This is a genomic window from Staphylococcus sp. OJ82, from assembly GCF_000294465.1.
GTDB lineage: Bacteria > Bacillota > Bacilli > Staphylococcales > Staphylococcaceae > Staphylococcus > Staphylococcus equorum.
Genome location: NZ_ALPU01000003.1, coordinates 297,011 through 320,803, shown reverse-complemented (window position 1 = coordinate 320,803; position 23,793 = coordinate 297,011). Strand labels below are relative to the sequence as shown.

Sequence of the window (23,793 nt, the reverse complement as noted above, 5' to 3'; positions counted from 1 at the left end):
AAACAATTTATACTTATGAGTTTTGTTTCTATAAACATTCAATAAACATAGTTAATCAATCGTTTCAAATTGATTTCAATTATAATATTTATGCTTAATGCCAATAAGATGACCAAGCTCTTGAGGCTTATTTTTAATCGTATTTATAGTAGCATAATCTTCAATCGCTTTTTTTATCATTTCTGGAAATACTTCGGGCTTATCTATAGCTGTATTCATTCCCATGAGCATTACTTCATAAGTTGCACAACGAGATTGATTTGTATCTCTTAACGTCATAAACACATGTAAACGTTTCGCATCATAATCATATAGCTCAACATTAACCGAGATTAACTCATCTACTTTAATTTCTTTTAAATACATCACATGATTTTCTAAGGTAAACACTGTGTATTGGCTTTGTGCTATCGTCTCTTTATCTAGTCCTAGATAGGCAAGCCAAGCATCTGTCGCATCACTAAAAACACGATTATATTCAGCATCATTCATATGACCATTGTGGTCTACCCAACTATCTTTCACTTTAGTCGTATATTCAAACTGTGAATGTATCATATTAATACACCGAAGGCCTTGTGGCTTTTTTCATTGATGGTGTATCTTCTGGCCAATATTCTTCTGCTAATTTTTTTACTTTGATTAAGAATTCGTTGCGTTTCTGATCAAGCTCTGACATTGTTTGGCCTTGTGATGATGCTTCACATCCATTAACGACTTCTTCATATAAATCTTTCGTTAATTCTGGTGCTACTAATTTAGTCCATGGTTTTTTCAAAGCTGGGCCAAATTGTTTTAACATGTGGCGCATACCACCTTCTCCACCTGCCAAATGGAAAGTCATGAACGGTCCGTATTGGGCGTAACGCAATCCTGCTGCATGTGTGAATGCTTTATCTACTTCTTCTGTAGTAGCTATGCCATCATTTACAATATGCAATGCTTCTCTCCAAAGTGCTTCCATTAATCTATCAGCAATATGACCTTCTATTTCATGTCTTACATGCAGTACGTCCATGCCGATACCTTCATAAGCTTGTTCAGCTTTTACTATCGTTGCTTCCGCAGTTAATTGTCCTGGAACAATTTCTACAAGTGGTAAAATATATACCGGATGGAATGGATGAGCTACAACTAAACGCTCTGGATGTTGTAAGTTTCGCTGTAACTCTGAAGGTTTAATACCTGAAGTGCTTGAACCTATTGTTGCATCAGGTCGTGCATAAAAGTCTATTTCAGTCAGTACTTGCTCTTTTAATGATTCAATTTCAGGCACATTTTCTTGTATATGATCTGCTTCTTTAACGGCTTCTTCTAAATAAGGTGTAAATGTAAGGTTTTCTAATGAAGCACCTTCTGCTAAGCCAAGTTCTTCGGCATATGGCCAATTTTGTTTTACTTGTTTCAACATTCTTTCATATGCGCCTTCACTTGGATCAGTAGCGATTACTTCATGGCCATGTGCTAACATTCTTGTAATCCATCCACTACCAATAACGCCTGTACCTACGACTGCGAACTTCATTTTGCTCCTCCTTGTGGATCTCTAAGTTGATATTTTTCACGCGCTTCAGCTGGCGTCATTGGTTCTATATCTAAACCTTTTAATATTTCTACAGCCTTTTCAACGAGTTGTTCATTAGTGGCTTTGACACCTTTTGTCAAATATAAATTATCTTCTAATCCCACACGTACATTGCCTCCACGTTTAGCCGCTTCTTCTACTGTTGGAAATTGCATTCTGCCAATGCCAAATGCTGACCAGTGTGCATTTTCAGGTATACGCGTCTTAAAGTATTCTATTGTTTCGGCGTCATTTTCTGCTCCCCAAGGAATGCCAAGACAGAATTGGAACATTGGCTCTCCTTCGATTAAACCTTCATTTATAAGTTGCTTAGCAAATGATATATGACCACTGTCAAAACACTCTAACTCAGGTTTCACCCCAGCATCTTTAACAAGTTGTGCTTGTTCTCTTAACCAACCTGCTGGACTTAAATAAAGCGTGTCACCCATATTGACACTACCACAGTCTAGGGTACACATTTCTGGTAATAATGCGCCTACAGGTTCGTGTCTTTCTTTTGGTGTTTGCATGTCTGTTCCTTTTGCACCAGTATATGGATCTTCTAGATTCGGGATGAAGTCTCCTCCTCCACCAGAAGTAATATTTATAACAATATCTTCGTCTGCTTCTCTAATTAATCTCACAGCTTCTTTAAAAAATTCAACGTTATGACTAATGCCACCTGTTTCTGGGTCTCTAGCATGTATATGTGCCACAGTCGCTCCTGCTTTTGCACATTTTATCGCTGAATCAGCAATCTCTTGTGGTGTTACAGGAACATTTTTATTTTTTTCTGTAGTATCTCCAGCACCTGTTATAGCTGCTGTTAGCATAACTTTCTTCATTAATATAAACCTCCAACAGAGTTTTTTAATACATCGATTAGTGTACCAACCAGACGGTTTAGTTTCAACCTTATAAAATATAAAAAAAGGGACTAATCAATTTTTAATCATTGATTATCCCTATATTATCAGTGCTTTACATGAAATTTTCATTTAATTATTTTTTTATAATTTCTATTTTTATCGACCCTTTTTAATCGATTTTTTCATTTTTAGTATAAGCTGTTAGTCTTTCTAAAACTTCAGCTCGCATCGAATCATCTATGGCATCTAAACCAAATATTTCAGACAGCCATAGCCCATCGACTGCCATTCGAATAATTGTCGCATCAACTTTGTCTAATCCATCATTTTCAATATTGAATTGCCATTCTTTATATGTGTCTTGTAAAGGTAATAATAAATTACTATTTATACCTTGTGCAGCTAACATTCCTGAAGTGATAGATGCATTTTCCGAACTGTATTCGCGTGTAGCATCTATAAATGCGCGTATCCATTTACCTTGTTGTTGGTCATCACCTTGCACATGTTTATCAACGTTAATTCGATATATTTCGTCTGCATGATCGACAAGTCCTTGAATTAATGCAAATTTGTTTTTGAAATGATACAACAAGCCACCTTTACTTACACCTGCTTTCTTAGCAACAGCATCCAAAGTTAAATATTCACTGCCTTGTTCATTAACGATAGATGCAGCTGCTTCTAGTAATTGTATCCGTTTAGAAACTCTTGGCATTAATACACCTTCTCTCTAAAAGTACATTACGAGTTGTTATCTCATAACACTTTTTATATTCGAGCAAACTATAAACGATAATTGTTAAAGTTGCAACTCTATCTTTTTATTATTAATTAAAATAATGACCATTAAACAAGCGATATGAACTAAATACACGTTTTATTTTATTTATATTAAATATGAATAACTCTTAAAAATCATACTACACTTTTTTCAGCTTACTTAAATTACGTTGCTATTTTTCTAGACTTATTCTGTTATTTTAATATCAACTTCAAGTCTATATTATTTATCATCTATACCCTTACCTTCTAAAATATGATCCACATATTTTTCAACACGTTTTTCACGTGTTGTCGCTCTTTTAGCTTGTCCGATATGGAACATGTACTGTCTCTGTCTACCGGGTGTTAAATTATAAAATGCTTCTTCAAGTTGAGGGCTGTCATTTAATTTTATTTGTAGTTCTTCTGGCATTTCATAGTCTGCTGTTTTTTTCATTGGCACTTGCTTGCCTGATTTTTCAATGCTTATTGCTTCTTCAACATACCATTTAATTTCATCTCTTCGGTTTTCAACTTCTTCTAGGCTTTCAAAGCGCAACTGTCTTGCAGCTTGAACATTTTTCGTTTGTTGAATAAGTGATTGATATGGGTCTTCCATGATAGACCCTTTTTCAAAAAGCAAAGCACAATAATATTTAAAATCTTGAATAATCACAACATTTTTATTCTCTAACGTGTAACAAGGGTGCATCCATTTATAATCTTCTACTAATTCAGTTTCTCGAATAATTTCACGCACTATTTTAAATTCATCTTGCCATTGTTTTAATCTATCAATAAATGCATTTACTTTAATATGATCATCTTGTTCATTAGCCATAAAAATTACACCTCTTTATAATTAATTTATTTATATTTATTCTACTATTAAATGATTAATTTTATCTAGATTTAATCTTTTTAACATTTATGCTAAGTTTTCCGATTGATATACTATGAATTGAATGGTTGTTATGGTATGATTTTTTTATTATTTAGACTATTACATAGAATATGAGGTGATTTTAATGCAACAAGCAACAAATTTAAAAAAAGTACTAGGTTTAACTGACGTCTTGGGTATAGCTATCGGGCAAATCATAGGTGCTGGGGTCATGTCACTTACTGGAATTGGTATACAGATGACTGGTAGTGGCATAACACCTGCATTTATTTTATCTGCCATCATCACCTTACTTACGATGCTCCCTATCGCAATATTAGGTTCGACATTACCTACTACTGGCGGAATGTATCAATACACTAGTCGTTTATTGTCTCCAAAGACAGGCATTTTTTGGTTATTATTATTTATCTTTTTACAGATCACGTTGTCATTATATGCATTATCATTCGCACAATATTTAGAAGGTCTTTTCCCTGGAGTACCGGTTAGGACTGTCGCCTTCTCATTATTAACTATTTTATTTATCGTAAATATCGTCGGTATTAAATCTGCCTCTATTATTGGAAATATTATGGTAGTCACTTTAATAGTGTCTTTGTCTTGCTTTATCATATTTGGTGTTCCACATGTTAACTTTGGTGTATTTAATACGAAATCTATGCTCCCAGATGGTTTCACCGGCTTCTTTACTGCTGTAGGCCTTGTTTCTTTTGCGACTGGTGGTGCTCAAGTAGTTGCTGAACTTGGTGGAGAAATGAAAAACCCTAAAAGGGACATTCCCATTGTTATTATTGTTGCTACTATATTTGTCGGATTATTATACGCATTTATTGCCTCAATTGCAGTAGGTGTATTACCTATTCCAGAAGTAGCAGGTAGACCTTTAACGAGTGTCGCAAAAGAAGTATTACCAACCCCGGTATTTATCTTCTTTATGGTTGGTGGCGCGATGTTTGCTTTAGCAACAACACTTAATTCGACTTTTACTTGGGTAACAAAAAGTTTATTAGTGGCAATTCACGATGGTTATTTACCTAAATATTTAGGTAGCGTAAACAAACGGTTTGGTACACCTCATTGGCTATTACTTATCTTTTACATTATTGGTGCATTGCCTATTATTACAGGTATGTCTTTAGATGTTGTTGCACAACTTGGTACAGGCATTTCTCTAATTGTATTTGCATTTCCAGCCTTAGCTGTGACACAATTGCCAAAAAAATATCCTGAAGCATATAAACAATCCCCATTTAAAGTGCCTTATCCTATCCTAGTGACAATTGCTATAAGTGCAATTATAGTCTTGCTATGCCAATCTTATTTGCTAATTTCAGATTTGAAATTAGGTTATATCATAGGCACCTTTATATATATTATTATCTCAGCATTTATTGCTCATTTCTCAAATAAAAAAGCGCATTTAAACATTAGTGAAATACAACTAAATTCTAAACAAATCCCCGAAAAACAAATCAATTTTTCTAATAATCTATAATTTAATAAAAATGAGGACGGGCACATGACATCAATTTTCCAATCGACATGTGTCCGTCCTCATTACTGTTTGACTTCCCTAAACTCTGTTTTCTGCTTAAAATAAAATATTAATTTACATATAACAAAAGCTTATTTATCACTAATTTTTGTGAGCCAATCAACTATTTTTGATACTCTGAATTAAAGTTACTTACGCTTTATTATATTTCGCTACTTTTTTTAAACTTATAACCAATATAAGTGCCACTAGAGCAATGGCAGCACTAAAGTAAGTTACAGCTAAAACATCTATTTTCGAAACAACTAAACCACCTATGATACCACCGATGCCAATACCGGCATTTAAGCTCGACATATTCCAACTCATCACTTGACTTGTATCCCCGTCAACGTGTTCAATGATACCACTCTGAACTGCCGGATTTGTACTCCATTGCATAATGTTCCAAATAAAGATAACCATTAATAGCAAGCCAGTACCTGGTAAGAAAACATTCAATACTAACATCATAAGAATAAATATTGAAGTTGCAATCGTTAACCAGCGCTTACTTGTTAATTTATCTGATAGTACTCCACCCATCGAAGTTCCTATTACACCTGCAATACCATTGATTAATAAAGCTATAGAGACAAATGATAAATCATGACCACTGGATAACATTAACGGATTAATGTAGATAAATGTAACGGAATTCGCTACTAATAATAGGAATGTAATCCCTAAATATTTTGTAATTTCTGCAGGTCTTAAGATTTTAGAATAACTACTGCCACGTTTTTGACTACTTGTACTTGTTGTAGATGCTTTAAACTCTGGATCAGGTACATAAAAGTACATAAGAATACCAACAAGTATACTTACAGCTACTATAAATAGAAACGTAAATCTCCAACCAACTAAATCACCAATAATTGTTCCAATAGGCACACCGAATACGTTAGCACCACTAAAACCTGAATAAACGATACCTATCATTTTCCCACGATGTTGAGGTGCCGTTAATAAAGCTGTTAACGCTAGTATCTTCACTACAATTAAAGCTGCAGCTGCTGAAGATAAAATGCGTCCAAATACTAAAATAGTAAAATCAGGAGCAACTGCAATAATTACGTTCCCTAACATAAACATTACTAATGCCCATAATAAAACTGGTCTTGGTGAAAAACGATTTGTGACTTTAACCAAAATCGGTCCTGCAATAGCAAAGGTAATTGCATATAAAGTTACTAACTGACCAATAATTGCTTCAGAAACACCTAAATCATTACTCATTAAATTCATAATCCCAGCAACCATCATTTCAACCATACCTACAATAAATATGCTCAAAATAAATGTTGCAATTCGCATAGCTGACATACGTTTCACTCCTTTCTTTTATTTCGTTGCAATTTTTACATAACCACTATATTATAAACCATTCGTCAACAAGTTTGAATATATTTACTTGGTGCCACTTCTAACGTATTAATAACATTTAACAATTCACAAAGTACCGCAATATTCATTAATTAGCTCATAAAGTTAAAAACAACAATGAATAAAGGGAACATCCTATTTTAGATGCTCCCTGACTGAGTTTCTTCTATAAAAATTAGCGTTGTTCAACATGCAAGTGACGTCCTATCAATTGATTTCGATGATTAAAAAATTGTTTGTAGCTTAAGTATGTAGCAATTAGTGCTGACATGATTGTTGCTGTTGTATGAATAAATACAACCATCAATTGAAATTTCACAGCTTCTAATGGGTCAACACCACCAATAATTAACCCTGTCATCATACCAGGTATAGATACAATACCATATGTTTTAACAGAATCTATTGTTGGGACGATTGCTGTCTTCACACTTTCTCGTATTGTCGTTTTTGAAGAAAGTTTCGGTGTAGCACCTAGCGCTAATTTAGCTTCAATTCTACTCATCTCTTTAACAAATTCTCTATCTAAATTCTGATAAGCCAAATTAATAGCAATTAGTCCATTACTTCCAAGCATACCTGCAATCGGAATAACTTCATTAGGCTTGAATTGAATAGCACCTGTTATGATGACGCCTGCTAATGGTAATGCAACACCAATAAATATTGCTGCAAAAGATATCCAAAACACATGATGCATCACTGGTGATGCTCTACTGATTGTATTCCAGGAAGCATTAATAATGATAATAAATACAAATAGTAAGAGTAACCATTTTTGGTTAACATCAAATATAAAGTGCAAAAGATACCCTAAAATAACAAGTTGAACGACAGCTCGTGTTGTTGCCACGAGTAAATCTTTAATAATATGTAATTTTTCTTTATAAGAGACAATCATGGGAAAGATTAGGAGTAACCCTGTTAACACTAAAGCTGTTGTACTCATTATAAATCCTCCTGTTTGTCTATTTTGCCATCAACAATTCGAATTCTTTTTTGAAAATGTCTAATACTCTGATTCGTACTATGTGTAATCCATAAAATTGCAACACCTTCATCAGCAAGCTTGAAAATTAGGTCTTCTACTTTCTCACTATTTTGCGTATCCAATGCACTTGTTGCTTCATCTAATAATAGTATTTGAGGTTTATACATTAATTGTCTAGCAATTGTAATACGTTGTCTTTCTCCACCTGATAGATGCTCTACACTTGTATTAAAATTATAGTGACCTAAACCAACAGCTTTTAATAACTTCTTAGCTCTTTTACGATCAAACTTGTCCTCTCGAACTACAGCTGGAAATGCCATATTATCGCCTATTGTAAGATCAAACAAATCACTTTCTTGTAATAAATAACTAATGTCCATACGTAATGATTCAGGTTTAATTTGTTCATAAGCTTTGCCATTAAAATATATGTCACCCTGCGTTGGACTAATTAAATTATTAAGCAACCGCAACAATGTACTTTTACCGCTTCCAGAAGGTCCTATAATAGCAATTGTATCTCCCTTTTCTATTTTCAAATTGATATTATCGATGATGTATCTATTGCCTATTTTGTAAGAAACATTTTTAACTTCTAACATCATCTGCCCTCCTTAAAGTATGAATCATTTCATCTTATTTATTCCCTAAATCAATTATTTTAATAGCCTTTTCATGCAATGCATTTGGATCAGCCGTTCACCTAATAATTAATATGTCATTCAACAAATTTCATTTACTTATTTTTATTTCATAAAAACAATAGCTATGAATGAAATTAAATTATTTACAGCATGCAACGTTATAGCCAGCGCTAAATTCATACCACTCTTTAAATAAACAAAAGCAATCGCCAGGGCAATAATAATATAGGAGCCTATCTCAAATGGAGATGTGGCACCAATCACATGAACACCTGCAAACAATACAATTGAAAGGACTGTAGCAAAACCATATGTAATTTTTTTGCCTAGTTCATGGATGATTAAATGCCTAAATAATAGTTCTTCAATAATAGGCGTTAAAATCACAATATCAATAAATAAAAATGGTAACATCCTGTTATCAGCGAACATTTCCTCTAAGAATATTTGATTTTGTGTTTCATTATATTGTAATGACTTAGGCAAAAATTCCATTAACCAAGCGTATGTTGAATTTAAAATTAAAATTAATAGATATGCAGCCATAATCATCAATAGATATCGAGGTACTTTTTTAAACCTATCCATTGCAATTGATAGCATTTTATCTTTTTTATGCATTGCATAAAAGCTATATAGAATGATTATTTCTGCAATGACTGCGCTCATGATTAATATATTTTCATCAGTAACAAACGATTCATTTTTTATATCAATAATAGAATATATTCCATATATTAAAACAAAGAAAATAATAGGAACTATATTATTAGCAACAATATATATAGGGAATAGCCAAAAATCTCTTTTTACAACCTTGTCATTGTTCCATATGTTTTTTTCATTGTGTTCTTTTTTTATCTCATGAGTTGACTGTTTAGCCATATGACACCTTCCTTATCGTTGTATACAATGAATATACCATGATTTAAATTACTTATATACATTTTATAATATATTTATTCGTCAGCTATTCTCAGCTTTAGTATATTGGTCAGCCCTACTTTATAGTAGGTATCATATTGTAAAATGCGTATTTTGTTGTAGTATATATGTAAATGGGGAGGGATGTTACATGGCAATTTTGACAATATTACAATTCATCGTAAATATCATCATAGTGCTAATTTTATTAAGTGTATTAATTATTGGGGGATTTTTACTATTTAAAGATAAGCATCAAAAGCAACATAGTGTATTACGTAATTACCCATTACTTGCACGTGTTCGCTATTTTGGAGAAAAAATTGGTCCTGAACTCCGTCAATATTTATTTTTAGCGGATACGAAAGGTAAACCATTTTCCAGAAATGATTTTACTAACATCGTATTAGCTGGAAAATATAATTCTAGAATGACGAGTTTTGGTACGCAAGAAGATTATAAAGATGGTTTTTATATACAAAATACAATGTTTCCTTTACAAACATCAGAATTACACATTGATCAGTCACCTATGATTTCTTCTTTTATCTATGAAATTGATAATGAACGTCTGTTCAATCGTGATGAACATAAAATTCAAGCTGAACTTAATCCTTACTATATATCAGAAGAAAATCGTGTCACTTTAGGCGCAGAACTTAAGCACCCATTCAAACCTAAACGCTTAGTTGGTCAATCTGGTATGAGCTATGGTGCATTAGGTAGTAATGCAATCATGGCATTGTCTCAAGGACTTGGTCAAGCAGGTACTTGGATGAATACGGGCGAAGGTGGATTATCAGAACACCATCTTTCTGGAGATGTGGATCTCATCTTTCAAATTGGACCGGGATTATTCGGAGTACGTGATAAAGCAGGCGTATTTGATATAGATGCTTTTCTTGAGTTAGCACATAGAGATAAGATTAGAGCCTTTGAAATAAAACTCGCACAAGGTGCCAAAACACGTGGTGGGCATATGCAAGGTAATAAAGTAACTGAAGAAATTGCAAATATACGTAAGGTTGAACCATGGAAAACAATTAATTCGCCTAACCGCTTTGATAGCATTAACAGTCCAGAATCTTTACTTAATTGGGTAACTCAGCTCAAGCAACAAGCTCAAAAACCGGTTGGCTTTAAAATTGTTGTAAGCAAAGTTTCAGAAGTAGAAAAACTTGTACAAACTATGGTTGAGACAAATCAATATCCTAGCTTCATCACCGTTGATGGGGGTGAGGGCGGTACTGGTGCAACTTTCCAAGAATTGCAAGATGGTGTTGGTTTACCTTTATTTACGGCTTTGCCTATTGTAACTTCAATGCTTGAAAAGCATGGCATACGTGACCGTGTTAAAATCTTCGCATCTGGAAAGCTTATCACGCCAGATAAAATCGCAATTGCTTTAGCACTTGGCGCAGACTTAGTGAACGTGGCACGTGGCATGATGATTAGTGTCGGCTGTATCATGAGTCAACAATGTCATATGAACACTTGTCCAGTAGGCGTAGCTACTACGGATCCTAAACTCGAAAGAGGACTAATTGTCGATGAGAAAAAATATCGTGTCACTAATTTTGTAACAAGTTTACATGAAGGATTATTTAATATAGCTGCTGCAGTCGGTGTGGAATCACCTACAAAAATATCTAAAGACCACCTTATTATTAAAAATAAAGATGGCGGTGTTCAATCAATACGCGATTATAAACTGAAATTAATTGATCAACATCGATGACATAAATAGAGCTCTATTACTAAAAAGTAATTAAACTGCTTTTCAAAGTAATAGAGCTTTTTATTATTTATTTGCTTCATTTATTTGTTGCGTTAGTTTTGTTTCTATAGTGCTTTGCTCATCTTCTAATGGATTGAACTCAAATTTCTTATCATTTATAAATACTGTTGGTATGCCTTTAATTCCTCGACTAACCGCTTCTTCAGTAATCGCTATAGAGCGTTCATCAGCTTCTTTCTGAGGTGATAAGTTAAACTGTTTCTGCATTTTCTCTTCTATAGTAGCAAAATCAACTGTCCATTCTTTTTGAGTATCATACAATTTACGTATAATTTCTAGTGTTTCGTCAGTATTTTGATAATCTAAATGAATATTTGCAACCGTACCTTTTAATAATCCGTTCTTCGTTTTATCAAAGTGCTTAATTACATGTTGTACTTTACCTTGATCTATCAGTGGTTTTAATGATTGATCTGCGGCTTTAAAATAATTTTTACAATATGGACAAGCCAAATTTATAAATGATTCCACTTTAACAGGCGCATTTGGTGACCCTAATGTAAGATGTTTAACTTCTGTCATATAAAATCCCTCCACTTTGTCTATATTTATATTGAAACATGCTTATTCTTTTTATGCACACTTTTAGTCTGAGTAATTTAATAGGAATTTTATTTTTCAAACCAATTAGCGACGTTCCTCACTACTTATTCTCCCTCATAGTCAAAATGCTATGTAATTGCATACTTCATGTTAAAATAAAGTTATCAATTTTAATGGGAGGCATTATATGAACAATTCAGTGAAGTTATTAAAATCACTAACAGATGTTGATGGTATTGCAGGCCACGAAATGGCAGTTAAATCTTTAATGCACGAATATTTAACACAAGTAAGCGATGAAATCATAGAAGACAATCTAGGCGGGGTTTTTGGTAAAAAGACTGCTACTACAAGTAATAAAACATTAATGGTTGCTGGTCACTTAGATGAAATCGGCTTTATGGTGACTAAAATAGATAAAGATGGCTTCCTAAAATTCACCCCTATTGGTGGCTGGTGGAATCAAGTCATGCTCTCTCAAAAAGTAACAGTAACTACAGATGATGGTAGAAAAATCAGAGGTATTATCGGTTCTAAACCGCCACATGTATTGTCACCGGAAGAACGTAAAAAAAATGTTGATATGAAAGAAATGTTTATTGATATTGGCGTTAAAAGCAAAAAAGAAGCACAACAATTCGGTATCGAATTAGGCAATATGATAACACCATATAGTGAATTCGAAGCATTAGCGAATAACAAATATTTAACTGCAAAAGCTTTTGATAACCGTTATGGTTGTGCCCTTGCAGTAGATGTATTACAAAACCTTAAGAATGAGACTATTGACATCAATCTTATCTCCGGTGCCAATGTTCAAGAAGAAGTTGGTCTTCGCGGAGCTAAAGTAGCTGCCAACAAAATCAAACCTGATTTAGCTATAGCTGTAGACGTTGCTGTCGCATATGATACACCAGGAATGTCTGGTCAAGTAAGTGATACAGCAATTGGTAATGGTCCTGTCGTTATTTTAATGGATGGATCTAATATTGGTCATGTTGGATTTATGAAGCATATTAAAGCAGTGGCTAAAAAACATAATATTACGATTCAATTAGACACTACTGCTGGCGGTGGCACAGATGCAGGAAGTATTCATGTCGCGAATGAAGGGACACCAACTGTTGCTATTGGAGTCGCATTACGTTACATGCATTCCAATGTTTCTGTGTTACACACAGATGATTACAAAAATTCAGTAGCCTTAGTTACAGAAATTATTAAATCTCTTAATGACGATGTGGTTGACCAAATCATTTGGTAATCTAGGAGTTAACTGAGATACAGTATTCAAATGTAAAGTTAAAACAAACATAGAACGGATTCAAATATACTAGCTATACGGATAAGGGAGCGGGACAGAAATCAAATTTGATTTTCTATCCCCTCCTTTTTTATACTTTTTAAACGAATTTTTAAACAAACACACGAACGTTCATATATGTTATATATATTTAAACTTTGAAAATTATAAAGTTTTCAGAATATTTATTCTATTTTTATTCTTAATTTGTTATACTACCGATAACTTATTAGGGAGGTCGTTATGATGATTTCGAATACTAAAGGTAAGCCAACGCTAATAAATAGATTTTTGAATATTGTAGAAAAAGTTGGAAACAGATTACCCGATCCTAGCATTTTATTTTTCTTAATGTGTGTAGGACTCGCAATACTTACTTAGGTTGTATCATTATTTCAGATTTCCGTAAAACATCCGGGCACAGGCGATACGATTGCAATCAAAAGTATTTTAAGTAAAGATGGACTGTCGATGATTCTGAATGACGCCATAAAAAACTTTTCAGAATTTCCAGCATTAGGTCTTGTTCTTGCAGTCATGCTTGGTATTGGGGTAGCAGAAAAAACAGGTTACTTCGATAAATTAATGATTCAAGTTGTACATAAAGCACCAAAGAATTTCATTGTGCCAGTCATTATTATTATAGGTATTATAGGCAATGCTGCGGGTGATGCAGCGCCGATTGTGTTACCACCATTAGCAGCGATGGTCTTTATTAAATTGGGCTACCATCCTATTGCGGGTTTAGCAATGGCTTACGCGTCTGCACTTGGAGGATTCTCTGCAAATGTCATGATTGGTATGTCAGACGCATTACTTTATGCATTTACAAAACCAGCTACAAGCATTGTTTCTGATAGTGTGCATGTCAATGTAGCAATGAACTGGTACTTTATTGCAGCAAGTGTGCTCGTCTTATTGCCTTCCGTATATTGGGTTACTATGCGTTTTGTCATTCCTAGATTAGGTAAATATGATGATTCTAATTCATCTATTCAAGCAGATGATTCTAATTCAAAGCTCACACCTCAAGAAAACCGTGCCGTATTTTGGGCAAATATCAGTTTTTTTGTATTAATTGTATTGCTTATCATTTTAGCTATACCGCAACACAGTTTTCTGAGGAATGCCAACACAGGTAGTTTATTGAATGATGCACCTATCATTAACGGTGTCGGTCTAATTATTTTAGTATTATTCTTAGTTCCTGGTTTAGTGTATGGCATTATGGTAAAAGAATTTAAAAATTCTAAAGACCTAGGAAAAATGTTAGCTGATTCAATGTCATCTATGGGTTCATTTATCGTCATTGTGTTTTTTGCAGCGCAGTTACTTGCCTTTTTAGAATGGAGTAACCTGGGCATTATCGTTGCTGTTAAAGGCGCTTCAATACTTCAAGGTCAGAATGGCGTTGTACTTATCTTAGGTATTATCTTATTAAGTGCACTGATTAATTTATTAATTGGTAGTGCATCTGCCAAATGGGGTATTTTAGCACCTATTTTTATCCCAATGCTTATCATTGTAGGTTTCCATCCAGCATTGACTCAAATGTTGTATAGAATTGGTGATTCTATTAGTAATCCAATAACGCCTATGATGCCCTACTTACCATTGCTATTATCTTATGCACAAAAATATGATAATGATATGAAATTAGGTTCATTATTATCTAGTCTAATGCCCTATACAATTATATTAAGTATCGTGTGGCCATTATTCATGATTGCTTGGTATCTATTAGGTTGGCCGCTTGGTCCAGGTAGCCCCTTACATGTAAAATAAATTATTAAAAAAGAGACAGACAAGAAGGGGCACTGAACCCTTAAAATGGGAACTTAATAAAAACACTATTTTCTAGGCTGCTGATTTTCTGAATTCTATAGGAGATAAGTAGCCTAGCTTTTGTTGAATTCTAACTTTATTATAGTTTTCAATGTAATTTTCGACAATATCTATTACAATGTTATTAGAGCTTTTGAGCTCTTTGTTTAGATAGAATGTTTCGCACTTTAGCGAGGAATGGAAACATTCAATCGGGGCATTATCAGCTGGCGTTCCCTTACGGGACATGCTTCTGGTAATGCCTTTTTCTTCGCACAATTTATAATATTCATAAGATGTGTAAACACTGCCCTGATCACTATGGAGTATACAACTATCTGGAATTTCTAATTGATTCAATGTGTCGTTTACTAAACTTTGATTTTGATGATTATCTATCGTATAAGCAATTATTTCTCCGTTATACACGTCCATAATTGACGAAAGATATAACATTGTATTACCGAAAGGTAAATAAGTAATATCCGTTACAAGTGCTTCTAATGGACGGCTTGCGTTGAAATTTCTCTGTAGCAAATTATCTGTTTTATAAAATGGATTACCTGGTCTTTTAGATTTTTTAGGTTTAACGCGACAATTCAGCTCGTTTTCCTGCATAATTCTTTGTACTTTTTTATGGTTTACTTTTTTGACGCTATGTTTATTTAATTCGGCAGTTACTTTTCTATAACCATAGGTATAGTTGTGTTTACGACAAATATATTTTATTTTTTCTTCAACTGAATCTACTTCATAATTTTTAAGTTTCCAGCGGTAATAAGTAGATTCTGAGATATTAAAAACCCCTAATATTACCTTAACTGAATAACTTGATTTCAACGCATTAACCACTTGTATTATTACTTTTGGCGCCACTTCCTTTCCAATTCCTTGTACTTTTTTAAAACATCAATTTCAGCTTGTTGACGTTTAATTTCTAGTTTTAATTTATCTTCATTATTTAATTCTTCAATTCCTTTTCCATACGAATATTGTTTTCCGACTTGTTGATGAAACCTATTGCTTTCACCATCTCTATACCATTTCCACCATCTTTGTACTTGAGTTTTACTTTTAATACTTAAAGTTTCCATAATATGTTTAGTAGAATAACCTTGAATTTTCATTTCTATTACTTTGTTTTTAGTTTCTACTGAATACACTACTTTTTTCATAGAAAAAACACCTCCGAATAAATTCATTTTAATATGAATTCAACGAAAGTGTCTTTATTTTACTCTCACTTATTGGGTTCAGTTCAGAAGGAAATATTTCCGTGTCTGTCTCTTTACTTTCAATTATATTAACCTCTGAAATAATCATCGTGTAGTTATACTTTTATTAAGTAATATTAAATATTTTAGAACACATTTTTTCTAATTGTTGTAATATAAAAGTAAGAAAAGGGTAAATAAAGTACAAGTAAAGTAAAATAACCTCATTTACTTAGGAGGAAATTATGGAACGTATAGGATTAATAGATATTGGTTCAAATACCATTCGACTCGTTATTTTTGAATTTGATCATAAAACAGGGTTAAATGAAATATTAAATATCAAAACACCTGCAAGGTTAAGCCAATATTTAACTGAAGATTTGGCTATGACTGATGACGGTATTGAAGTATTAACTAAAGCATTGCGCAGTTTTAAAAAGGTTGCTGACAAGTTTAATATAGATGGATTACATCCGGTAGCAACTGCAGCCATTAGACAATCTACCAACCAAGAGCAGATTATTAAACATATCAAAGAAGCACTTAAAATCAACATTAAAATTATTACAGAACAAGAAGAAGCATTTTATGGTTTCTATGCTATCACACATACTACTGATGTTAATGACGGCGTGTCTGTAGATATTGGTGGTGGTTCTACAGAAGTCACACTCTTTAAAGATAAAAAACTAATAGAATCACATAGTTTTCCATTTGGTGTTGTTACATTATCCCATCGATTCTTTGAGGGCAAAAACCATAATGATAAATCAGCAGTCAAAAACATGGAAAAGTTTTTAACTAAACAATTTGAACAACTTTCTTGGTTAAAAAATCAAGAAATCACCTTAGTTGGTATCGGCGGTTCCGCACGTAATGTCGCACGCATTCATCAATCTGAGCACTCATACCCTATTGGTGGTGTTCACAACTATGCAATGACTGAAGAAAATATTGATGAAGTGTACTCAATCATTAAAAAAAGTTCATATGACGATTTAAAAGATATAGATGGTCTAAGTAGAGATCGTGTAGACATTATCCTGCCCGCTGTAGCTGTCTTCAAGTCATTATTTAATAGAATTAATGCGAATCAATTCACATTTTCTCGAAAAGGGCTACGTGAAGGTTATGCGATGAAATTAATTTCTGAACGTCACCCTGAAGAATTTAAAAAAGAGAATATTCGTAAAGATGCTCTATACCATTTAGCTAACGAATATCGCATTGAGGAAACAAGTGCTAAACAACGTGTGAAGCTAGCACAAACATTATTAGAACAATTAATAAGCTTTAAAAAATTAGAAGTAACTCAAAAAGAATACGAACTATTTGCTGAAGGGTCTTATTTGTACTACTTAGGAAGATTTATTGATGCTGATTCAAGCTCACCGCACACCTATTATATTATCGCGAATTCAATGATTGATGGTTTTCCCCATGAAGATAGAGTAAAGCTCGCTTTACTTGCTAGTTTTAAAAATAAGTCATTATTAAAATTCTTTAGTCATGAAACCAAATGGTTGCGTGGCAAAGAATTGGATAACATCCAATCTCTAGGGGGCATTATCAAATTTGTCAATGCACTCAATGTGTCTCATACGAGTTCTGTAGAGCAAGTAGAATTACAACAAAATGATGATGGTTACACCTTATTTGTATACTACAACGGTGAGCCTATCGCTGAAGAATATCAATCCTTGAGGCAGAAAAAGCATATTGAAAAAATCTTAAAAGATGACCTATCTATCATCTTTACAAAATCTTAAAATTTATATGATAAGTTATACGTAGCAAAATACAATATTCAGACTACAACGAGGTGTAATTAGAGTTATGCATAGAAATTTGGGAGCAAAAGATTTGAACTTACCACAATACTACAATAATAGAGAACTCAGTTGGTTAGATTTTAACTATCGCGTATTACAAGAAGCCAATGATAAAAACAATCCATTGCTTGAGCAACTTAATTTTGTTTCGATATTTAGTTCGAATTTAGATGAGTTCTTTATGGTCCGCGTAGCTGGTTTACAAGACCAAGTCAAAATGGGTTATGACAAACCCGAAAATAAAGCCCAATTAACACCAAAACAACAACTTAATCAAATCAATATCAAAAATAAACAAAATGTCGACTTACAATATAAGCGTTATAACGAATTGGTAGAAGATTTACGTCAACATAAAGTTGAAATTGTTCAACCGGATGAATTACCTGAATCGTTATTATCTCAATTAGAAACAGAATTCAAAACTGGTATATTACCAACATTAACTCCATTAGGGATAGATGCTTATCACCCTTTCCCAAAATTAAATAATAAAAGCCTGAATATCTTTGTTGATATAGATACTGAAGATGCGATTAATTCTGCAATTGTCCAAATACCTTCTTTAATACCTAGGTTTTATTCATTAAATAAAGGCGATACGCAATTCATTATTATGGTAGAGGACATCATTACGCATTTTATTAATGAATTATTTAGCGGATATGAAGTACTAAACACTTTTACGTTTAGAATTACTAGAAATGCTGATTTAACTATACATGAAGACGGTGCGGAAGACCTTCTCATTGAAATTGAAAGGTTTTTAAAGGAACGTAAACGTGGTACTGCTGTACGCTTAGAAGTGGATGGACGATTCGCCACGCATGAAGACATTGTGTGGATTATGAACCAAGTAGAAGTACATGATGATAAGGTTTATTTTGTAGACGGTCCGTTAGATTTAACGATGCTGTCTAACTTAGTTGATCACTTATCTAATAAATTGAAACACTTAAAATACAAAAAGTATGTGCCACAGACACCACAGTCTTTAGGTAACCATAATGTGTTTGATTTATCGTTGAAAAAAGATATATTCTTCCATCACCCTTTCGAATCGTTTGAACCCATTGTCGACTTCATACGTGAAGCCGCTGAAGATCCAGATACAATTGCTATTAAACAAACGCTTTATCGTGTCAGTAAAGATTCCCCTATTATTAATAGCTTGAAAACCGCTGCTGAGAATGGGAAACAAGTTACTGTACTTGTTGAGCTAAAAGCACGTTTTGATGAAGAAAATAATGTGCATTGGGCAAGAATGTTGGAAGACGCTGGCTGTCATGTTATATATGGTATGACCCATTTAAAAACGCATAGTAAAATTGCGCTTGTAGTCAAACGTATCAATAATAAACTCACTTCCTTTATTCATCTAGGCACTGGAAACTATAATGATAAAACCGCTAAATTATATACGGACATGGGGCTAATTACTACAAACGATGCAATTGCTGAAGACGCACTAAACTTTTTCAATTATCTTAGTGGTTATTCAGTCAAACCTGTTTATAATAAACTTATTGTTGCACCATTTGATATTAGAGATGTCTTCTTAGCTCGTATAGACAATGAAATTCAAACACATCATGAACATGGTAACGGCAAGATTATAATGAAGATGAACTCTTTAACAGATAAAGATATTATTCTTAAATTATTTGAAGCCTCTTGTGCTGGTGTTAAAGTTCAACTTATTATTCGTGGTATTTGCTGTCTGAAACCAGGTATCCCCGGTATTAGTGAAAATATAGAAGTCGTAAGTATCGTGGGGCGCTTTTTAGAACATTCACGTATTTACTATTTCCACAATAATGGAGATGAAAAAATCTACTTATCTTCTGCAGATGCCATGACACGTAACATGATTAAGCGTGTAGAAATCTTATTTCCTGTTGAAGACAAAGCCATTGCCAAACGTTTATTAGATTATATGAACCTTCAGTTATCTGATAATCAAAAAGGACGTTTTCAAGATTCACATGGACGTTATCATTACATTGAAAATAACTTGTCACCATTAAACTCTCAAGCTTATTTAATGAAGGAAGCAGTGAATTATGGTCAACAACTTCAAGATGAAGTATCGCAACCACAACCTCATGTTGTATCAGCCAATTCACCTCAAGGTTGGTTCTCTAAAATACGTCGCACTTTCAAAAAATAATCCATTACATTAAATATAGCGCTGAATGCTCCGTTTAAAAGTGAGCATCCAGCGCTATTTATTATGTTTTTGTCATACAATAGCGCTTGCCATTATATATTAATAATGCTTCCATACATAATTATAAAGTTTAGACATCACCCACTTGTGTATCGGAGCTTGTGAAACTAAATATACTAGCCAAGGTAATGCAGGTTCATAATGATTTAAACCAATCACGCATCTATAACTCGATGCTGATGTTCTAAATTCGAGCATTCCATCTTTTCCTCCATTGCTACTTACTAGTAAACCGCCTGTTACTTTTAAAATAAAATTGGTTGGTGAGCTGTATGCTTTTTCCATTTTTATTAATGGATATGGTAAAAACTTCAAGCTAATTTCAAAGCGTTTCTCTGTTTGCTTAATTCTAATCCATCCTAAACTACATTCTTTTAAATATTGTTCATACATGTCAACAAGTTGTATGGCATTGATTTCTTTTGTAAGTAACATATGTTGAAATGAATAGACTTTTTTATATTTATCTTGCATTTGTCTCGAACATTTACCTATTCTATTTATAACTTTAGAAACTGACATATCAATTACTTTGAAGTTTTGCGAATTAAATATATTTTTAAAATGATTGTTATACTTTTTTTCCACGTTCAATATGTGGAGCTTCTTGTCACTACATGAAGGTAAGGCGTGTAATATATTTTCAATAGCCCACACATGCATACTATGCGAATGTCCTTGTAAATATCCATTGGGAAGTGCTGCTTTATTCGTTATATATATAATATGATGCATTTGTTTTAAAGTACGTTGCAATTCATAAGTTTGGAATACATTTGTTGCCACAAAAACGCTATTCAAATGTACAATATTATTATTTGTATAAACTTCATGATGGTTTTGTAATTTCTTAATTAATTGTTTACCTAAATAACAATTCGCACCAAATATAAACACTTTCATTATTATCGCTCCTATTGACACTCTAGTTGATAATTGATTTGATATTTTTTTAAAACGACCCATCAAATGATATCATTCGTATCATTCGCATTTTAACACACTATTTTTGCTATAATTAATAAATGAAAGATTTCGTATTATAGGAGGATTTTTATGCTTGAATTAGAAAAATTAAAACAAAATTTCCCTTTAATTAATGATATGCAACAATATAAACCTATCTTTTGGGAAAACCCCAAGTTTCATCAAGTTGAAGCGCTCCCTTTTTCAATAGAAGATATCGAAGACGCAGCATTACGTCTCGAACGATTTAGTAGTTATATACGCAAAGTATTTCCTGAAACAGAGAAAGATCACGGATTAATTGAATCACCATTGAAACCCATCCCCTTTATGCACAACCACCTTTCTCAAACAGAACAACATGGAGCTAACGGGAAGTTATGGCTGAAATGCGATAGCCATCTTGCTATCTCAGGTTCTATCAAAGCTCGAGGTGGTATTTATGAAGTTCTTAAGCTGGCTGAAACGATAGCAATGAAACATGGTGGTCTCGAATGGACAGATGATTATCGTATTCTAGATGAACCACATTATAAAGAATTATTCAGTAAATATAATGTTTCAGTTGGCTCAACTGGCAACTTAGGTTTAAGCATAGGTATCATGAGTGCCAAACTTGGTTTCAGCGTTACTGTACATATGTCTAGTGATGCTCGTCAATGGAAAAAAGATTTATTACGTGCTCGTGGTGTAGAGGTTGTAGAACATCAATCTGACTACCAATTTGCTGTTGCTGAGGGTAGAAAAAGTGCAGAACATGATGCATCTTGTCACTTTGTTGATGATGAAGGTTCTGCTGATTTATTCTTAGGTTATACTGTAGCTGCATTACGCCTAAGAACACAATTAGATAGTCAAAATATTCAAGTAGATGCTGACCACCCACTTTTCGTCTATTTACCATGTGGCGTTGGTGGTGGCCCTGGTGGTGTTGCTTTTGGGTTGAAAAAAGTCTTTGGTGAACACGTTTATTGTATTTTTGCCGAACCGACACATGCACCTTGTATGTTACTAGGAATGATGACGCAATTGCACGATGAGATTTCAGTGACTGATATTGGATTAGACGGACGTACTGATGCAGATGGGCTTGCTGTATCACGCCCTTCCCGTTTAGTCGGTCAAATAATGAACACACTTTTATATGGCGCATTTACAGTTGATGATAAACAAATGTATCGCTACTTATATATGTTAAGTGAGAAAGAAAATATCTTTATCGAACCATCTGCCGCTTCAGGTTTTGCTGGCCTTACTGAAGCTACAAAACACGCTAAAAATAAAGGAATTCATATAGAAAATGCCAACCATATCGTGTGGGCTACTGGTGGAAATATGGTGCCAAAAGACGAAATGATGAAATATGTGACTTACGGTCACAGTTTAACTTAGTATGTTGAATTGTCAGTAGTTGGCTCATCTTTAGTCAGCCTATCTGGGAGTGAGACAGAAATCTAATTTCAATTTTTGATTTCTGTCTCGCTCTTTTTTAATCATTTTCTCCCACTTCTTTAATAAGAAACTTTTAGTTATCTAAGTTAAATCAAATATCTATTTTCAGAATATTTATTGAATTTAAAAAATAACTATGTTAAAGTATTCTTTATCAATCCACTTTAGTTCGGTAGAGTAACAAAGTAAAAAAGACAAAGGATGGTCATATTATGAATACAACGACACTTATTAACAACAAAGAATTTGAATTAGCCTTTTTAAAACATTTTCAGCAAGCTGAATTCAAACTCGTAGATTTCAGTTTTATCGAATCACTGTCATGGCAAACCCTTACAACAGACGATTTGCAACAAATGACTGAGCGCAGTTTCTGGCAACATGACCATCATATCTTTGCATTACGCAATGATTTTACCGATCAATTATTACGTTATTACAGTAATTATCCACCACAATATCAAAGTGTTGCCTACACTGGCCCTATTGTTCGTGATAATGAAGTTTATACTCAACTAGGTATCGAACATTACAATCCAACAATTACAGACATGCAAAACGACTTCATCACCTTTTATGACTACATCAAAACAACATTAAATGATGATATTGATTTTGTGATTTTAGGTCATTATCAACTGATAGATTTACTTTTATCGCCTAAAGAACAAACCGAAGATGTATTGAAACTCATACAGGAACGTAATATTTCAGAACTTACATCTCAATTAGGTATAGCGCATCCCGTTGTTCAACTACTCACTACCAAGACCACAGAACAACTTGATTTATTAAGTCAGCTATTTCCACATGATCATCGAACAATACAGGCATTACGCCGATGGGAACAATGGTTTAAATCTCAAGATATTACTAATATTCACTTAGATATCACGCCACAACCACCACGTTCTTATTACAAAGGTGCCTTTATGAGATGTCATCTTAAAAATAATAAATCACAACAACTTACAGGTGGTTTTTACAAAGGTGAATTAGAAGGCTTTGGACTTGGTTTTATACTTTAATTAAAAAGGG

At 33.4% G+C, this 23,793-nt stretch carries 19 protein-coding genes and 1 pseudogene; 8 read left to right on the top strand and 12 right to left on the bottom strand.

Annotation, left to right across the window (positions count from 1 at the left end):
- Positions 1-75 precede the first annotated feature (75 nt).
- The 5 genes from SOJ_RS03725 to SOJ_RS03705 form a co-directional block, all read right to left on the bottom strand.
- On the bottom strand, positions 76-558 hold the full coding sequence (locus tag SOJ_RS03725; RefSeq protein ID WP_002506754.1) for a thioesterase family protein: 483 nt from the start codon (positions 556-558) through the stop codon (positions 76-78).
- Between the two features lies 1 nt (position 559).
- Positions 560-1,525 carry a 3-hydroxyacyl-CoA dehydrogenase NAD-binding domain-containing protein gene (locus SOJ_RS03720; protein ID WP_002506753.1) on the bottom strand — a complete coding sequence of 322 codons (966 nt, stop codon included), beginning with the start codon at positions 1,523-1,525 and terminating at the stop codon, positions 560-562.
- A complete protein-coding gene (locus SOJ_RS03715; RefSeq protein ID WP_002506752.1) occupies positions 1,522-2,412 on the bottom strand; it encodes a 3-keto-5-aminohexanoate cleavage protein in 891 nt (296 codons plus the stop codon). Before SOJ_RS03715 ends, SOJ_RS03720 begins: the two co-directional genes overlap by 4 nt.
- 193 nt (positions 2,413-2,605) lie before the next feature.
- A complete protein-coding gene (locus tag SOJ_RS03710; RefSeq protein WP_002506751.1) occupies positions 2,606-3,154 on the bottom strand; it encodes a TetR/AcrR family transcriptional regulator in 549 nt (182 codons plus the stop codon).
- A gap of 288 nt (positions 3,155-3,442) precedes the next feature.
- Positions 3,443-4,042, bottom strand: a complete 600-nt coding sequence (locus SOJ_RS03705; RefSeq protein WP_002506750.1) for a YdeI/OmpD-associated family protein — start codon at positions 4,040-4,042, stop codon at positions 3,443-3,445.
- 187 nt (positions 4,043-4,229) lie between these two features.
- Between SOJ_RS03705 and SOJ_RS03700 the strand changes: the two genes are divergently transcribed.
- Complete coding sequence (locus SOJ_RS03700; protein ID WP_002506749.1) at positions 4,230-5,603, top strand: APC family permease; 1,374 nt, start codon at positions 4,230-4,232, stop codon at positions 5,601-5,603.
- A gap of 192 nt (positions 5,604-5,795) precedes the next feature.
- On the opposite strand, the gene SOJ_RS03695 is transcribed toward SOJ_RS03700, so the two are convergent.
- The 4 genes from SOJ_RS03695 to SOJ_RS03680 form a co-directional block, all read right to left on the bottom strand.
- A complete protein-coding gene (locus tag SOJ_RS03695) occupies positions 5,796-6,968 on the bottom strand; it encodes an MFS transporter (protein ID WP_002506748.1) in 1,173 nt (390 codons plus the stop codon).
- Between the two features lie 235 nt (positions 6,969-7,203).
- The gene (locus SOJ_RS03690; protein WP_002506747.1) at positions 7,204-7,977 is read right to left on the bottom strand and encodes an ABC transporter permease; all 774 of its coding nucleotides are present in this window, start codon (positions 7,975-7,977) and stop codon (positions 7,204-7,206) included.
- Positions 7,977-8,627: an ABC transporter ATP-binding protein gene (locus SOJ_RS03685; RefSeq protein WP_031265854.1), complete on the bottom strand. Its 651-nt coding sequence runs from the start codon at positions 8,625-8,627 to the stop codon at positions 7,977-7,979. Before SOJ_RS03685 ends, SOJ_RS03690 begins: the two co-directional genes overlap by 1 nt.
- A 141-nt stretch (positions 8,628-8,768) precedes the next feature.
- Complete coding sequence (locus SOJ_RS03680) at positions 8,769-9,551, bottom strand: CPBP family intramembrane glutamic endopeptidase (protein WP_002506745.1); 783 nt, start codon at positions 9,549-9,551, stop codon at positions 8,769-8,771.
- A gap of 190 nt (positions 9,552-9,741) precedes the next feature.
- On the opposite strand from SOJ_RS03680, the gene SOJ_RS03675 reads away from it, so the two are divergent.
- Positions 9,742-11,328: an FMN-binding glutamate synthase family protein gene (locus SOJ_RS03675; protein WP_002506744.1), complete on the top strand. Its 1,587-nt coding sequence runs from the start codon at positions 9,742-9,744 to the stop codon at positions 11,326-11,328.
- Between the two features lie 63 nt (positions 11,329-11,391).
- On the opposite strand, the gene SOJ_RS03670 is transcribed toward SOJ_RS03675, so the two are convergent.
- Positions 11,392-11,910: a thioredoxin domain-containing protein gene (locus SOJ_RS03670; protein WP_002506743.1), complete on the bottom strand. Its 519-nt coding sequence runs from the start codon at positions 11,908-11,910 to the stop codon at positions 11,392-11,394.
- A 208-nt stretch (positions 11,911-12,118) separates the two neighbouring features.
- Between SOJ_RS03670 and SOJ_RS03665 the strand changes: the two genes are divergently transcribed.
- Together SOJ_RS03665 and SOJ_RS03660 are read left to right on the top strand one after the other, a co-directional pair.
- Positions 12,119-13,195 (top strand): M42 family metallopeptidase, encoded by a 1,077-nt coding sequence (locus SOJ_RS03665; RefSeq protein ID WP_002506742.1) that lies wholly within the window; start codon positions 12,119-12,121, stop codon positions 13,193-13,195.
- Between the two features lie 285 nt (positions 13,196-13,480).
- Positions 13,481-15,019: pseudogene (locus tag SOJ_RS03660) on the top strand (AbgT family transporter).
- A gap of 72 nt (positions 15,020-15,091) precedes the next feature.
- Here SOJ_RS03660 and SOJ_RS03655 read toward each other — a convergent pair.
- Positions 15,092-16,233 (bottom strand): IS3 family transposase gene (locus SOJ_RS03655; protein ID WP_156789163.1). Its coding sequence is split into 2 segments (ribosomal slippage): positions 15,092-15,963 and positions 15,963-16,233, totalling 1,143 coding nucleotides; the frame shifts between segments, so codons are not numbered across the junction.
- A 281-nt stretch (positions 16,234-16,514) separates the two neighbouring features.
- Between SOJ_RS03655 and ppx the strand changes: the two genes are divergently transcribed.
- Positions 16,515-18,044, top strand: a complete 1,530-nt coding sequence (ppx, locus tag SOJ_RS03645; RefSeq protein WP_037539427.1) for an exopolyphosphatase — start codon at positions 16,515-16,517, stop codon at positions 18,042-18,044.
- Between the two features lie 67 nt (positions 18,045-18,111).
- Complete coding sequence (locus tag SOJ_RS03640) at positions 18,112-20,277, top strand: RNA degradosome polyphosphate kinase (RefSeq protein ID WP_002506738.1); 2,166 nt, start codon at positions 18,112-18,114, stop codon at positions 20,275-20,277.
- A gap of 99 nt (positions 20,278-20,376) precedes the next feature.
- Here the strand turns inward: SOJ_RS03640 and SOJ_RS03635 are convergent, their stop codons facing one another.
- Entirely contained in the window at positions 20,377-21,240 is an 864-nt protein-coding gene (locus SOJ_RS03635) for a hypothetical protein (protein WP_002506737.1), read from the bottom strand.
- A gap of 153 nt (positions 21,241-21,393) precedes the next feature.
- On the opposite strand from SOJ_RS03635, the gene SOJ_RS03630 reads away from it, so the two are divergent.
- Positions 21,394-22,695, top strand: coding sequence for a D-serine ammonia-lyase (locus SOJ_RS03630; protein ID WP_002506736.1), 1,302 nt, complete (start codon positions 21,394-21,396; stop codon positions 22,693-22,695).
- A 272-nt stretch (positions 22,696-22,967) separates the two neighbouring features.
- A complete protein-coding gene (locus tag SOJ_RS03625; protein WP_002506735.1) occupies positions 22,968-23,783 on the top strand; it encodes an ATP phosphoribosyltransferase regulatory subunit in 816 nt (271 codons plus the stop codon).
- Positions 23,784-23,793 lie beyond the last annotated feature (10 nt).

What these genes read in the sequence shown, in the direction of transcription:
- SOJ_RS03705 (WP_002506750.1), bottom strand. Translation starts at nt 4,042, where the DNA reads ATGGCTAATGAACAAGATGATCATATTAAAGTAAATGCATTTATTGAT.
- SOJ_RS03695 (WP_002506748.1), bottom strand. Translation starts at nt 6,968, where the DNA reads ATGTCAGCTATGCGAATTGCAACATTTATTTTGAGCATATTTATTGTA.
- SOJ_RS03720 (WP_002506753.1), bottom strand. Translation starts at nt 1,525, where the DNA reads ATGAAGTTCGCAGTCGTAGGTACAGGCGTTATTGGTAGTGGATGGATT.
- SOJ_RS03715 (WP_002506752.1), bottom strand. Translation starts at nt 2,412, where the DNA reads ATGAAGAAAGTTATGCTAACAGCAGCTATAACAGGTGCTGGAGATACT.
- SOJ_RS03635 (WP_002506737.1), bottom strand. Translation starts at nt 21,240, where the DNA reads ATGAAAGTGTTTATATTTGGTGCGAATTGTTATTTAGGTAAACAATTA.
- SOJ_RS03625 (WP_002506735.1), top strand. Translation starts at nt 22,968, where the DNA reads ATGAATACAACGACACTTATTAACAACAAAGAATTTGAATTAGCCTTT.
- SOJ_RS03675 (WP_002506744.1), top strand. Translation starts at nt 9,742, where the DNA reads ATGGCAATTTTGACAATATTACAATTCATCGTAAATATCATCATAGTG.
- SOJ_RS03725 (WP_002506754.1), bottom strand. Translation starts at nt 558, where the DNA reads ATGATACATTCACAGTTTGAATATACGACTAAAGTGAAAGATAGTTGG.
- SOJ_RS03690 (WP_002506747.1), bottom strand. Translation starts at nt 7,977, where the DNA reads ATGAGTACAACAGCTTTAGTGTTAACAGGGTTACTCCTAATCTTTCCC.
- SOJ_RS03630 (WP_002506736.1), top strand. Translation starts at nt 21,394, where the DNA reads ATGCTTGAATTAGAAAAATTAAAACAAAATTTCCCTTTAATTAATGAT.
- SOJ_RS03685 (WP_031265854.1), bottom strand. Translation starts at nt 8,627, where the DNA reads ATGATGTTAGAAGTTAAAAATGTTTCTTACAAAATAGGCAATAGATAC.
- SOJ_RS03665 (WP_002506742.1), top strand. Translation starts at nt 12,119, where the DNA reads ATGAACAATTCAGTGAAGTTATTAAAATCACTAACAGATGTTGATGGT.
- SOJ_RS03710 (WP_002506751.1), bottom strand. Translation starts at nt 3,154, where the DNA reads ATGCCAAGAGTTTCTAAACGGATACAATTACTAGAAGCAGCTGCATCT.
- SOJ_RS03670 (WP_002506743.1), bottom strand. Translation starts at nt 11,910, where the DNA reads ATGACAGAAGTTAAACATCTTACATTAGGGTCACCAAATGCGCCTGTT.
- SOJ_RS03640 (WP_002506738.1), top strand. Translation starts at nt 18,112, where the DNA reads ATGCATAGAAATTTGGGAGCAAAAGATTTGAACTTACCACAATACTAC.
- SOJ_RS03700 (WP_002506749.1), top strand. Translation starts at nt 4,230, where the DNA reads ATGCAACAAGCAACAAATTTAAAAAAAGTACTAGGTTTAACTGACGTC.
- SOJ_RS03680 (WP_002506745.1), bottom strand. Translation starts at nt 9,551, where the DNA reads ATGGCTAAACAGTCAACTCATGAGATAAAAAAAGAACACAATGAAAAA.